Annotated in this window: 10 protein-coding genes; 1 reads left to right on the top strand and 9 read right to left on the bottom strand. The window is 48.9% G+C overall.

The features are described 5' to 3' along the window. Positions 1–71: 71 nt before the first annotated feature. Both htpX and EKM83_RS08240 read right to left on the bottom strand, forming a co-directional pair. The gene (htpX, locus tag EKM83_RS08245) at positions 72–965 is read right to left on the bottom strand and encodes a zinc metalloprotease HtpX (protein WP_125576331.1); all 894 of its coding nucleotides are present in this window, start codon (positions 963–965) and stop codon (positions 72–74) included. 8 nt (positions 966–973) lie between these two features. Further along, positions 974–1,552, bottom strand: coding sequence for a LemA family protein (locus EKM83_RS08240; RefSeq protein WP_125576329.1), 579 nt, complete (start codon positions 1,550–1,552; stop codon positions 974–976). A gap of 101 nt (positions 1,553–1,653) precedes the next feature. Here EKM83_RS08240 and EKM83_RS08235 point away from each other — a divergent pair, with 101 nt between their 5' ends. Further along, positions 1,654–2,118, top strand: a complete 465-nt coding sequence (locus tag EKM83_RS08235; protein ID WP_125576327.1) for a low molecular weight protein-tyrosine-phosphatase — start codon at positions 1,654–1,656, stop codon at positions 2,116–2,118. A 38-nt stretch (positions 2,119–2,156) separates the two neighbouring features. Here EKM83_RS08235 and EKM83_RS08230 read toward each other — a convergent pair whose 3' ends face one another. From EKM83_RS08230 to EKM83_RS08200, 7 genes are all read right to left on the bottom strand, one after another. Beyond that, the gene (locus EKM83_RS08230) at positions 2,157–4,361 is read right to left on the bottom strand and encodes an L-type lectin family protein (protein WP_125576325.1); all 2,205 of its coding nucleotides are present in this window, start codon (positions 4,359–4,361) and stop codon (positions 2,157–2,159) included. A 98-nt stretch (positions 4,362–4,459) separates the two neighbouring features. Then, positions 4,460–4,825, bottom strand: a complete 366-nt coding sequence (locus tag EKM83_RS08225; RefSeq protein ID WP_125576323.1) for a hypothetical protein — start codon at positions 4,823–4,825, stop codon at positions 4,460–4,462. A gap of 92 nt (positions 4,826–4,917) precedes the next feature. Then, positions 4,918–6,483: an L-type lectin family protein gene (locus EKM83_RS08220; protein WP_125576321.1), complete on the bottom strand. Its 1,566-nt coding sequence runs from the start codon at positions 6,481–6,483 to the stop codon at positions 4,918–4,920. Positions 6,484–6,828: 345 nt separating this feature from the next. Further along, complete coding sequence (locus tag EKM83_RS08215; RefSeq protein WP_125576319.1) at positions 6,829–9,180, bottom strand: lectin-like domain-containing protein; 2,352 nt, start codon at positions 9,178–9,180, stop codon at positions 6,829–6,831. A gap of 451 nt (positions 9,181–9,631) precedes the next feature. Beyond that, entirely contained in the window at positions 9,632–11,785 is a 2,154-nt protein-coding gene (locus tag EKM83_RS08210) for a lectin-like domain-containing protein (protein WP_125576317.1), read from the bottom strand. Between the two features lie 254 nt (positions 11,786–12,039). Further along, positions 12,040–13,098, bottom strand: a complete 1,059-nt coding sequence (locus EKM83_RS08205) for a DUF916 and DUF3324 domain-containing protein (protein ID WP_225418648.1) — start codon at positions 13,096–13,098, stop codon at positions 12,040–12,042. A 93-nt stretch (positions 13,099–13,191) separates the two neighbouring features. Beyond that, complete coding sequence (locus EKM83_RS08200) at positions 13,192–13,911, bottom strand: WxL domain-containing protein (protein ID WP_125576313.1); 720 nt, start codon at positions 13,909–13,911, stop codon at positions 13,192–13,194. Positions 13,912–13,944: the final 33 nt, after the last annotated feature.

The raw sequence follows: 13,944 nt of genomic DNA, 5'->3' as shown, positions 1-13,944 counted from the left end.
TGCACACTCTTTCCCCTAGTCTCAATCACACTTAATTGTACTACGAAACACCCCCAAAACGCCCGTCTTTTTTACATTTTTTCCAGTCGAGCGATTCGGTCCGCAATTGGCGGGTGCGTCGCAAATAATTCAGCGAATTTCTTCTGGTGTTTAAAGGGATCGCTGATATATAAGGCCGCACTGTTGGGGTCGGCCGCTTGCATGGGTTCACTGTCATCAATCTTACGCAAGGCGTTGATGAGCCCCTGGGGATTACGCGTCAGCTCAACACTGGCGGCATCCGCCAAGTACTCCCGGTTCCGCGACAACGCCATTTGCGCAATGCTAGCGGCCAACGGGGCCAGGATCACCAGAAAAATCGAAATGACAATACCAATGACGTTGCCACCCGAATCCCGGTCATCATCCCGGCGCCGACCACCGCCCCACCAGAACCAGTTGCTGGCAAAGTTGACCAGCAGGCTGATGGCTGCCGACAAGGCCAAAGCAATGGTCTGTAGGCGAATGTCATAGTTGCGGACGTGAGACATTTCGTGGCCAATCACGCCTTCCAGCTCTTCACGGTTCAGACGTTCCAAGATCCCCGTAGTGGCAGCCACCGCCGCGTGCTGCGGGTCATTGCCTGTCGCAAAGGCGTTGGGACTCGGATCATCAATGATGAAGACCCGAGGCATGGGGACCTGCGCGACCAACGCCATGTCTTCAACTAAGTGCCACAGTTGCGGCGCCTGGCTGACGTCTGTAATCTCGTGCGCATGGTTCATGCTCATGACGACATTGGTCGACTGGCTGATCATAATCAGCATGTAAACGACCGCCACCACGGCCGCAATCACCGTACCAGAAATCCAGCTATTCCAGAACAAGTAGCCCAACGCAGCCCCCAAAGCGAGGACCAACACACCAAACCCAAACATGACATAGCCGGTTCGCCGTTTGTTCATGGCAATTTGGTCATATAACATGTTATCGCCTACTTATCTGAATTAAAGTCATCGAAGTTAACCTTCGGCGCTGTCTTTTCCTCTTCAGGGACCTGCAGGTAGTCGCTTTCTTGGAAATGGTGGACCTTGGCGACAATGTTGCTAGGGAAGGATTGAATCTTCATCGTCAAGTTCGCCACAGAACTGTTGTACAGTTGTCGTGAGTAGGCAATCTTGTTTTCCGTGTTGGTCAGCTCTTCCATTAATTGCGTGAACTGCGTGTTAGCCTTTAAATCTGGATAATTTTCAGATAAGGCAAACAGCGACCGCAACGTCGTGGACAGTTGGTTAGACACTTCCATCGTCTGTTGGTGATCACCGTCAGGCACTGCCGTCAGTTGATTTCGTAAGGCGACGACTTTCTTTAACGTTGACTGTTCAAAATTGGCGTATCCCTTGGTCGTGGAGACCAGGTTCGGAATTAAATCATTCCGCCGTTTTAATTGCACATCAATTTGACTCCATGATTCTTGCACGTGGGTTCGGGTCCGAATCAAGCCGTTGTAGGCACTAATGTACCAAGCAGCCAAGAGGACCACAACCACGATGATAATAATCGTTGCTACCATATGCTCACTCCTCCTATTTTTCTGGTACACTCATCATAACAAACGGTGAAGCCGGACTCCAGCAACTCCGCCCGTCTTAACCATTAATTAGGAGGTATCCCATGCAACACGTACTTTTTGTTTGCCTTGGTAACATTTGTCGTTCCCCTATGGCCGAAGCCATCTTCAATCAGCTGGTTAAAGAACGGCATTTGACCGACCAGTTTACCGCCGCTTCCGTTGCCACCAGCCCCGAGGAGGAAGGTAATCATCCCCATCCCGGTGCTCTCAAGGCGATGCGAGCTCACGGCCTAGATGCCAGCCAGCACCGGTCTCGCCCCATCACGGCGGCCGACTTTGACTGGGCCGATGTGATTATTACCATGGATCACAGCAACGTTTACAATCTCCAGCGCATGGCCCCGTCAGCTGCCGACCGGGAGAAAATCAAGCTGTGTTTAGACATTTTACCGGGTCGGGCAGGTCAAGCCATTGATGACCCCTGGTATACACACAAGTTTGAGTTGACCTATCAGGAACTGGCAGAGGCATTGCCGGCCTGGTTGGATACATTGACGACTGCTTAAATCGGTTATGAGGACTGGCCTGCTGGGCTGGTCCTTTTTTACATGGCGTCGCTGAGAATCCAGGTGATTTTGCCTTGATAATTGCCGGCAGTTGCGCTGCTGGCTAGCTTGAGGAATAGTCCGCGGTCCACCTTCTTTGTGTGTTGCCAATCACTGGTAACATCTATTGTGCTTGCCTTACCGTCGTTTTCATGATTGGCAATCATCTGGACATCGGTTGAATCCAAGGGAAAGTCTGTCGAACTCATTCTATAAACTAATTGTCCCGCCAACGGCTGCTGCGTTGTCTGCTCAAGCAGTGGTTCAGCCATAACCTGAAGTGACCAAGTCCCGTGCGGTCGCTCATCTAGAATTTTCAATTGGAAGCCCGCTTGGCGAAATAGCTCTTGCGACTGTCCAGTCAATTGCCCCTTAAATTGTAATTGCTGGGACAGCGTCTGAAATGCCAAGGTGCCCGGCCCCTCATCATCGATTTCTTGAGGAACCAACACGACCCTTAGCCGATTAGAGGCTAGGCCATCATTAGTCACAACGGTCAAGTCCAAGAAGTTCTGACCTGAATGCAACACATTTTCCTTAAGAACGTAATGAAATGCACCAGCCCTATCTTTATCACTTAATTGTTGATCTCGTTGTTTTACCCCATTCAGTTTACTGACCAATCGCAATTGTGAATTGGCGTAATGTGATTCTCTGAACGTAACTTGTCCATTCAGACTCATCGGCTTGGTATTGTCTACTGGATCATCCAGAGATGTATCCATTTTAAGAGTCAGTAGTGGGTCGCCAATGCTAAGTTCAGGTGTCGTGCTTTCGACCGCGGCTTCAGCGCTAGTAAAACTGCTGGTTGTTGGGTGAACCACGCCCTTTTCTCCTTTAGCCGTCCCAGTAAATGTAATCGTGACCCACTTGTTATCTTTACCCAATGGACTGGTCAGCTGGTGCTTAAACGTCGACGTTCCAGCAGTCCAGTTCGATACCCCCGTATCCTCTGAATGATCTGCGTTACGGATGGACACCGTGTCAAAAGCCAATTCATCCGGCAGGCTAATTTGTGCTGAAATATTTTGCCAGTTAAGGTCTCCCTGCAAATATGCTAGTTTATAGGTCAGCCGCACTTGTTCGCCATGATGTACCACCCCACCACTCTTGATTTCATGATTCTTTGCATCGGTTACAGTAGCTGTTGCCTGACTAGTCACCAGCCCCGGCACTTGGTCAAAAACCACCAAATTGTTTTCGCCTTTCTGACCAGCAGCCCCCGTAAAGCCCCAGTAAGCCTTACCCGTTTTCTCTGGATCAACTTTATTTTTGTCAATCTTGAAAGTAGCCACCGCTCCTTCACGATTTGTAATTCCCGTTACCGGATCTCGGTCATCGAAGCTATACGTCATCAATCCGGTCTGACTACTGGGTCCTCCCGTCTCATAGTTAAGCGTTACGTGATGCCATTGCGCATTTGCCAGAAAATTATAATTGCCCTTTCCAGCCTGAATCAATCCTTGATGATTCAACGACACATAACGGAAATAGTACACAGCATTCAAGGCAATGTGAGGTAAATAGCTACTGACTTCTCCAGGATAATTAGCTGCCAAATGTGGCCCAATTAATGGCTTATTGCGAGCTAGATCAAATGAATTGGCAGGTTTTATCCCTTTCATCCGATGATCTGTATTCAGATGTGTATCAAATTCCAGCGCCCAGCTATGTTGAATAGCTGATGCAGCGACTTGCTTCACCATTTTTTTCGTTCTGAGCTCCTGGTTGTGGTTATCAACACCCCAGACACCCAACGTCTCTCCTGGAATATTCCTTTTACTGGGAAACTGGGTCATTGCTTGTTCTTTACGTAAATCGTTGTGTATGACAAACGCCATTCCGTCGGCTGCTTTTTCAGCTTCATTTCCAAAGTATAACCACATGGATAATGTCTGATTCTGATTTAAATCGAAGCGTCGCTGGGGCTTGGACCAAACTGCCCCCACCTGATGAGGACCATTCGTGATTTGAACCACTTCGGTCTGCTTTGTCGCTGGATTAGCAGAGGAGACCACCTTAGCCTTGCTCAACGTGGATTTAGTCAAATCGAAATAATCTTTAACTGGAATCCCCTGTGGTGTGGTTTGCAACGCACTATTTAGGTCAACGTTACCAGACGCACTAGCTAGCGTCATCGAACAGAACAACCAACCGATGCTCGCTACCAATCCCAATAATCCTATCAATAATGTTCGCAACATAGTTGTCCTTCCTCCGATATCTGAAATTAACTCGTTTCAGCACATTCCAACTTTAAGCAGCATTATAATCATGCTAATAGTCAATCAAAACTAGCTTTCTAAACCACTGGAACGTCTTTCAGCGTCCAGGTAATTCTGCTATAGTATGCACCCTGTAGCGCATCAGACTGAACTTTCAGCAGTAAACCCTGATCCTTTCCCCAACTATCAGCGACATTCACGACATCCCAATCAGATGCCGCCTCATGATGATAGATATCAGCCGAAGCCTGTTGGAGATTTAGCAGATTCCCATTAATTTGGTAGGCCAAATATGCGGACAACCGCTGCTTATCAGCAGGATACTGTTTTACTTTAGAAATAAATGGCGTAGCCGAAACCGCCAACGTCCAGTGATCAACTTTCCCCTTCGTATCATTAACAGTCACGTACCAATTAGCATCAGGCCGCAATGTCATTGCCATCCCCTTCAGCGCAATTGGATGATCACTGTTAAACGAAGCCTTAGGACTCACCGCCAGTTCTCGGAATCCCGATGCTAACGTGATTTGGTACGTCACATCATTGGTCGAATGTCCCTGACTGTCTGGTCATTTTCATCAACCTGAACCCCCGTAAGGTCCGCCTGCGCAATTGCATTAGTCCCGGTAAAACTACTATTGGTGGCTGGTATTACCCGCTCTCCACCACTCACAGCGATACCCGATAGTGAAATTGTCGCGTTCAAATTGGTCGTAGATAGCGAGTCCAATTGCTGATTGAGCTCGCCTGTCTTGTTTGCACTGATCAGGTCAGTAATATTTTGTGAATTTCCATTGGCATAGGTAATCTTGGCACTATTGAACTGAATGTTCTTGGGTAGCTCTAGTTTAGCCTGAATGTCTTTCCAGGGCTCCCGTCCACTGACATACCGCAAATGGTAATCGAGGTGTAGCCGGTCCCCTGCATTGACAACATCACTAGCTTGCGTAATAGCTTGGTTGCTGGTCATATCTTTTAAACTAGCCGTTGCATCCACATTAACTAGACTGGGGACTTGCTCAAAAATCACCAGATTGGTTTCTGTATTACCGGTGGCATTACCGGTTGTTCCCGTGAACCCCCAGCGCACCTTTTGACTACCATTTTTCGCCAAGCCAAGCTTAGTTTTATCAATCCTCACAGTTGCGGAATAACCCTTTCGTGGTGTTCCGTTATCTGGGTCTTTATCGTCAAACGTATATTTCATACTTTCAGACAACGCATCCCAACTTAGCGTTAGATGCTGCCAGTGCCCGGTTCCTAGTAATTGGTAGCTCCCATGTTCTCGGAAAATGATTCCTTGGTGCCGTAACTTTGCATAAGAGTAGTGGGAATTATGCCGGAATGGCCATCCCCAAGAAAAATCTTTCCCAGAAACATCGTACGCCCCTGCGTCTCCTGGATAAGCAGAAGCAATATGCATTTTAGGAACATCGACATCGAACTGATTTGCCAAATGTGCACTATTAGAAAAATAGTCTTTCCATTTCATATTAATATCAGCTGGCGAATCACCGTACAGAGGTGGCACTCCCTCATTGGAGAAAGTATCGAACTCTAACGCCCAGCTCTTTTGAATACCAGTTTTCACTAAACCTTGTGCATCGCGGCCAAGGCTAAATTTACTATTCGCATCATATCCCCAGACACCCAAAGTCTCTCCAACTGCGGGTACTGGTTGTTTGGTATCGCTAGTATCTACTGCACTGGCATCGATCCCACCGTTCTGCAGTACAAAGGCCATCCCGTCGCCACTATACACCCCTTTATTCCCTGTATACAGCCACATCGAAGCCGTTTGATCCTGGCTCAAGTCCATCTTAGCAGCATCGGTGGTCCAAATCGTTCCCAGTTCATTATAGCCACCATCTGTCAGCTGAACTGCTTGAGTGCCATCCTCGCGCCCCGTGTTCACCACTTTGGCAGAATTATTCAAGATTTGTCCCGTTTTAAAATAGCCATCGACTTTACCCCCCTGAGGCGCGGTCTTCAAAGCACCGGCAATATCCTCCGTTTTATCAGTAGTTGCCGCCTGAACCGCTTGAGGCCCCATAATTAAGCCCAGTATTAGCAAACCTACTATTATCCCTCCTAACTTCATCTCGACTGATTTCACCCCTATCACCAACTACGATACCCCCAAACGTTTAACCACTCCGATGCCCTTTACTACTGATTTTCACCGGTAGTGACTTATCAGTATTTTTATATTGTCTCCCGTACAATAGTAACACCGCGTACTAGTTTTATTTAGTATACCACATCAACTAGATTAGTCTAGTCAAATCGTTGATATAACAATATTTATAAAACATTTCCTCACAAATATGTAGTCAATCTTTAGCCGGTTCTGTTACAATTGAATTGTCATTTTCTAACGCACCACAAAGAAAAAAGGACCCCAGACACAATGTCTGTAGGTCCCATCATCTGGTACAAAATTTATCTAAGCAGGAGCATCCCTCAACGTCCAGGTCACGGTACTGTAGTATGCCCCCTGAATGGCGTCCGAATTTACTTTCAGTAGCAACCCCTGCGTATCACTCCAATCATCCGCCACATTGATGACGTCGTTATCCGAGGTCGCCGTGTGCGTCATGATATGCGCCGAGCCAGCCTGCAAGTTTGAGACACTACCATCACTGGACAGGTAATCGAGGTGCGCAGATAGACTGCCTCGCAGTTTAGAAATAAAGGGCGTGGCCGATGCCGTCAGCGTCCACCGGTCACCTTTACCCTTGGTATCGTTGACCGTGACGTCCCAGTTGTGGTCTGGCTGCAAGGTCATAGACTCACCTGTCATGGTCACCGGATCATCTGCGTTAAACGTAGATCGCGTCCCCACCGCCAGCTCGCGTGTTCCCGGTGATAAGGTCACCGTATAGCCGACATCGTTGGTCGAGTGGTCCTTACTATCGGTTGCGTAGAGCGTCAACAGGTTGTCTTGTCCGGACAGTAGCTGGTCCGCGTTCAACTTGTAAGTAAAGGTTCCGGCGGCATCGTTGTTACTCAGTGTCTGCGTCGGCAAGTCTTTCCCATTCAAATTTGGATGCAAGGTCAGGCTACTGTTAGCATCAGCGGTCCCCACCGTGTAAGTGATCTTCCCGGTCACGACAACGTCGGCTGGCTTGGTCAACACCTTTGCTCCCAACGTACCAGTCGCATCGACGCCCTCACCGGTTAGCGACAGCGTCATCGCCGCATCGTCATTTTTCTCAACTTTAAAGCCGTTCAGCGTGGCTTGCGTAATGGCGTTAGAACCGGTAAAACTGCTGTTAGTTGCCGCCACCGTCGTCTCACTATCACTCCCCGCCACCGCTTTACCGGCAAGCGAAATCGTTGCACTGGTATTAGTACTGGAGAGTTCTTGATTCAAAGCGGCACTGAGCGTCTGACCAGCAGTACTATCGCTATCCAACCCACTAATTGTCTGTGAATCACCATTGTCATACGAGATCTTAGCACTGCTAAACTTGATATTGCTAGGCAAGTTTAGCTTTGCTTGAATATCCTTCCAAGATTCTCGGCCACCGGTATAAGTTAAATTGTAATCCAATCGCATCCGGTCCCCAGCATTCACCGTATCGCTGGCTTCATCAATGGCCTGATTCTTGGTCTTATCGGTTAATTTGGCCGTAGCATCGGCACTGACTAGGCCAGGAACTTGTTCGAAGACGACTAGGTTGTTTTCGAAGCTTGCACCTGTCGTTCCAGTGAATCCCCAACGGATTTTTTGATCAGCACCCAGCTTTAGCTTCTCCTTATCTACGTGCACCGAAATGGACTTTCCTGGTTGCATGGCTCCGGTATCCGGGTCCTTATCGTCAAATGTGTAATTCATATCACTCGCCGAGGCATCCCAGTTTAATGTGATATGCTGCCAAACACCCTTCCCCAACACATCACCAGTCAAAAAACTACTTTCTATCGGCTTGTCATGATTGAGCTCAGCATAATGATAAGACTGCGAATGAGATTTAGGGTGCAAATGAAGAATATCGCTTGAATCATATGTTACCCAATTAAATGTCTTCGTCACAATATTGTATGAACCAGCATCCCCGGGATACCCCGATGCAATGTGCATGCCACCCACTTGAGCGTCAAACTGATTTCCACTATTGGCCGCCACCTTGAAATACTCTCCCCATGCCGTACTTCCTGCAGAACCGTCTGCTGCACTTTCAGGAAAGTTATCATTATCAAACGTATCGAATTCCAAAGCCCAGCTATCCTGAATCCCCGTAGCAGCAAGTGATTCAGGGGTTGTAAATTTTTCATTATCATAATCATCGCCCCAAACACCAAGCGTTTCTCCAGTCGCGGGCGTCGGGTGTTCCGGATCAGAAGTATTGATGGCACTGGCACCAACCCCTCTTGCATCATTTTGCATGACAAAAGTCATGCCATCACCAATATTGTTGCGCCGATTATTACTATCTTTAAGCGCAGTATTCCCTGTATACAACCACATTGAAGCCGTTTGATCCTGACTAAGATCCATCTTGGCAGCATCACTAGTCCAAATTAGTCCCAGCTCGTCACCGCCCTTGCTCGCATCAGTTAATTGAACAGCCTGTTGCTTACCATGAGGCGTATCCGCAAGCTGAGCAGAATTATTGGAGATACCATCATCCGCGCCTGGAATCTTAAAATAATTATCAATTTTGAGTCCTTGTGGTGCTTTATCTAAAGGCACCTTGACATCTTCAATCACAGATCCCCGCGCCCCTACCAGCTGGCAACTAACTGCCAACACCAAGGCACCGAACCCCACCATCATCTTTTGTAGTCTCATTTTTTACCCTTCTTTAGCTCTCAAAGTAATGACGGCCCGCCGCACACCGCGAACCACCACCTAGTCATGTTAGTTAAATAACCTAACCGCTATGGTTACAACTCTATTTGACGCCAACCATTTTTACCAATGGCGGATAGCCGAAATCATTTTAATTATAAAATAATTACTACTCCCCAAAACGTTTAACACTCATAATAAATATTATTATATCACAAGTCACTAACGTTTTAGGCGTTTAACTATAATTAAATTTATTTAGTTAGTCTTTCAGACAACATCTGTCGCCTGATATAATCGCATTTATGTAAACTTCCTAGTTTCAATAGGCTCGCCAATACCTGGTACATAAAAAGTAAAGTGTAACGTACAAAATAGCACTGCCAGCACAAAAAAGAACTACCAGCCAAATCAGCCAGTAGTCCTTATTTCACCACATATCTGTATTTCTTTAACTCGGTGCATTCGCCAAATTCCAAGTTATCTCGCCCGTATAGGTGCCGCTAACGGCGCTACTGTTCACGTGCAGCAACATCCCCGCATCAGCGCCCCAGCTAGTGGCGTTAGTCGTTTCGTCATTGCTGGTCGTGGTATGAGTGGCAACGGGCACCGCCGTCGTTCCAATCGTGACCGGACTGGTGGCCGTGCTAGCGCGATATTGTAAGTCACCATCCAACTGCGTCGCCGGCTGATTGATTGCCGTCATGGGCTTCGACAAGCGGGCCGTCAGTTGCCATTTCGACCCACTCCCCCGCGCATCGTTGACCAGCAGATTCCAGTCGCCTTGGCGGCCGATTTGCTGGCTCGTTCCCGTCAGTTGCGTATCCGCGAAGGTCACCGTCTTGGGGACATTCGCATAGCTCAAGATGCCGGCCACATTGATAGTGACCGTGACATCCGGCGACGAATTTCCCGCGGCGTCCGATACGTACAGTGTCAGTTTATTTTCGCCCAAGTGGAGGTCGCTAGCCAACGGTTGATAACTAAACTGCCCAGTAAAGCTACCATCACTTTGTTTTTGGGAATCAAAGGTAGCCGGGGCCAGATCCTGACCATTTAACGTCGGGTGCAGGGTAAATTGCGCATTGCTGGTAGCCCCTTTCAACGCGGCGGTACCCGTCACCGTCGTCGTTTTGCCGGGAAGCACATTGACCGCATTGCCGCTCGTCACTTGCGCAGTCAGGTTCACGGCCGAATGGACGATGCTAAAGCCACCCAGGTCGGCCGTCGCAATACCTAGCGGGGCACTAAATTTGCTGGTCGTCATCCCCACCGCAGTGTTCGTCGCTGGATTGGCCGCCGTCGCGTACAGTGAAATCGTGGCGGTCTTATTTTCCATCGACAGGCCCTTGGGCAACGTCGCATTCAGCTGCTTATCGCCCGGTTGATAACTACTCAGGTCGACCGTTGCTTGCGTGCCGTCCGCGTAGGTCACCTTGCCGGATGTGACAGTAAGGTTGTCCGGGATCGTCATGGCCGCCTGTACGTTGTCCCAAGCTTTTCGCCCCGCATTATAAGTCAGATTATATTGCAACAACAGTCTGTCGCCACCCATAATCATCCCGTTAGCCGGGACCTGGACATTGTCTTCGGTCCGGTCATACAAGCTCGCCGTGGCACTGGCATCTACCAGTCCCGGAATCTGTTCAAATACGACCTGATTCGTTTCAAAGGATTGTCCAGTCGAACCCGTGAACCCCCACATGGCCTTGCCCGTATTTTGGGGATCCACATTACTGGTGTTGATATCGACCGTGGCGGTAGTAGTCGCGGCGGTCGCTAACCCGGTAGTCGCGTCCTTGTCATCAAAGGCGTACGTCATCTTCCCGGTCCCCGGATAGCTGCTCGGTGCCGTATATTTCAGGGTCACGTGATGCCAGGCACCGTTTGAGAGAGCCGGATTCAAAATGCCTTTGTGAAACATGACGGTATAGTATTGGTTCGCATTATAACGGCGGCTATAAGTGCCCGATTGTGCTGGATAATTGGACGCAATATGGGGCGACTCGGTCTTCTTATCCGTAACATAATTAATAAAATAATCAAAATCAGAAGATTTATCAATATAGCTCCCCGGAAATTGATTGTTGACAAAGGTGTCAAATTCCAGTGCCCAACTATTCTGAATCGCCTGGCTGGAGACCACGCTGGGGCTTTCCGACGTATACTCATCCGGACTGCCCCACACGCCCAAGGTCTCCCCAGCAGCTGGCACGTTAGTCAATTTTGTCCGGGAAACGGCGGCCGTTCCGCGCGTATCGTTTTGCAAGACGAACGCCATCCCGTCCCCCGCACTGCCACCTTTGTTGTCGAAGTACATCCACATCGAGGCCTTCTGATCATGATTCAGCTCAAAATAATAAGCATCCTTATCCGCCCAAATCGTCCCCAACTGATTCGCGGCGTTGGTCAGCTGGACTGTTTCCTTTTCTCCCGCCGCATTGGGGACCAGCGTGGCCGAATTACTGCTGCCAGTAAAGGTTCCCGTCTTAAAGTACGGTGCAATGGGCAAGCCATCCGGCATCGCCGCGTACGCTACCGTCAGCCCACTCAGCAGACCTGCCAACGCTATCAAAACACTCAGCCAAATACGCTGCCACTTCATCACAGACACTCCCCTCAATGTCGAACTAGTCATGGCCCCAACTTTCTAATGACACCGGCGAACCGTTACCGTGTTAAATATCTAACCCAATTATACGATGGTTCCACGAAATCTTGTGTCTCGTCAGTCGTTTACGGGCGTCATTTACGTAAGAAATCGCGTTATCATTGTTAAATGAACTAACCTTATGGCAAACAAAAACCGCCACGCACGAAGTCTCCTAAAGACCCGTTACGTGGCGGTTATCAGTATTTTTATTTAGATGAATCCGTCTTGTCAGAAGCGCTGTCGTCATCACGACGCCGGTTCTTCATTAACAAGTAGATGATGACAATCAGCAAGAGGAGAATCAGAATACCACCCGCCACGAACCACCAGAGGTAGTTGTTCTGCTGTGGCGTGTTGATTTTATTCTTCAACTGATTGATTTGAGCTTGGGTCACATTGAAGTTCTTGACGAAGTGCCAATGGTACCCGCCCTTGGCGAAGGCATCCAGCGTCAACGTGTATTCGCCGGCCTTCAACTGGGTACTGCCCCACGGAATGGAGTAGTTGAAGTTAGAATTTGGTGCCATGGACATGTTGCTCTTGTCATTGCTTAAAACCGTCTTGGAATCGTTGGCTTTCGTGACCTTAGACTTGATCTTGAGCTCACTCATCAGACCTGGCCGTGGGTTTTGCAAATTCGCTTGAATCTGGTTGTAAGAGTTGATCTGACCAGCCTTGACCGTATGCAAACGCATGTCCGGCGCAACATCGACACTGCTTTCGCGGAGCCGTACCCCAATAACATAGGCAAAGGCGTTCTTGATCGTGACACCCTTCTTGGCACTGGAATCGTCGGCGGCCGTCAATTGCTTGACGTAGACCCCACCTAAAATCATCCCGTCGATTTTCTCAGCTGGCATGGTGTAGGACACGGAGACCCGCTTGCTACTCTTCGCCGGCACGTTGACCTTCTGAGTACTGTCCTTACTGAAGATATCCTTGATGCCGACCTTCAGAGAACTGTCCAGCGTGGGGTTAGCCTTACTGTAGTCGATGACCCCGTTGTCATTGGTAATGGCCTGATTGACCCCTACCTGGAATCGTTTCATCGATTTACTAGTATTCCGAATAACAATCGTTAATTTCTGCTGTTGTTTTGGCTTAACGCGCAAAGCAAAATACGTGACCTTTTTATCATCTTGGTTCTTCGGCAAAACCGCACTCACCGAATAGCCAACACTCTCAGCGTGAACAGTCTGTTGAACCCAACCGAACGCCATTAGTAACGTCCCTAATGTTACCAAAATCTTTAGCCAACGTTTCATGATTCTCCCAACCTCCATAAAAACTCAACTTTAAACTCATTGTAACAAAGAATGCGGTGACTGTCGCCACCGCATTCCGAAACTTTTACATTTTTAATGCAAGGAATCAGTTAAGGTCCAATTCAATACCCCGGTGTAGGTCTGGGTCGCGGTCACCGCGCTCCCATTGACCAACAATTTAGTCGGTGCCGTGGTGTCGTAGTTCAACCGATAGATCCAAGTCCCTAAGCCAGTGCCATAATCGGCTTGACCGACCTTGGCCATTTCTCCCAGCGGTAATCGCGTGGTACTTGTCGTGGTGACGTGAGGATATTTGCTGACGGTCGCGCCCGACGCGAGAAATTTGGTCACGCCCAGTTCGACTGACGCATCGCTACCATCAATCTTCGCCGAATTCGATTGACCCACCAAAACACTGGGGGTCAGCATCAATTGCCAGCCATCCCCAGTGTAGCGGCGGTCACTCACTTGCACGAAGGCTTGATGATTCGTCGCCGTCGCGGTAATGACGCCATTTGCATAACTATTTTCATCAAACACCAGGTTCGACGCATAGTCAATCGTCAGGTCACCAGTCGAGCCGGTCCCGTGATTACTAGGATCTAGGTCATCGCCGGGAAACGCGTTCCCCGAACCATCTGGATCCTGCGGAGCGACGGCACCAGAAGTATCGCCACCCTTTAACGTCACCTTAGCCGTGGTCGTCTGATCGCCATTGGGAGTCCGAGCACTAGCAGCCGCGGCAGTTGACCCACTCAAGACTAAAGCCGTGAGGGCCAACGAAGTCACGATTAATGCTGTCCATCTAGTCACTACGCAGCCCTCCCTTTTCGTTCTTGACTGCGG

The organism is Levilactobacillus angrenensis, from assembly GCF_003946085.1.
Lineage (GTDB): Bacteria > Bacillota > Bacilli > Lactobacillales > Lactobacillaceae > Levilactobacillus > Levilactobacillus angrenensis.
This window is presented reverse-complemented; position numbering and strand designations above follow the sequence as displayed.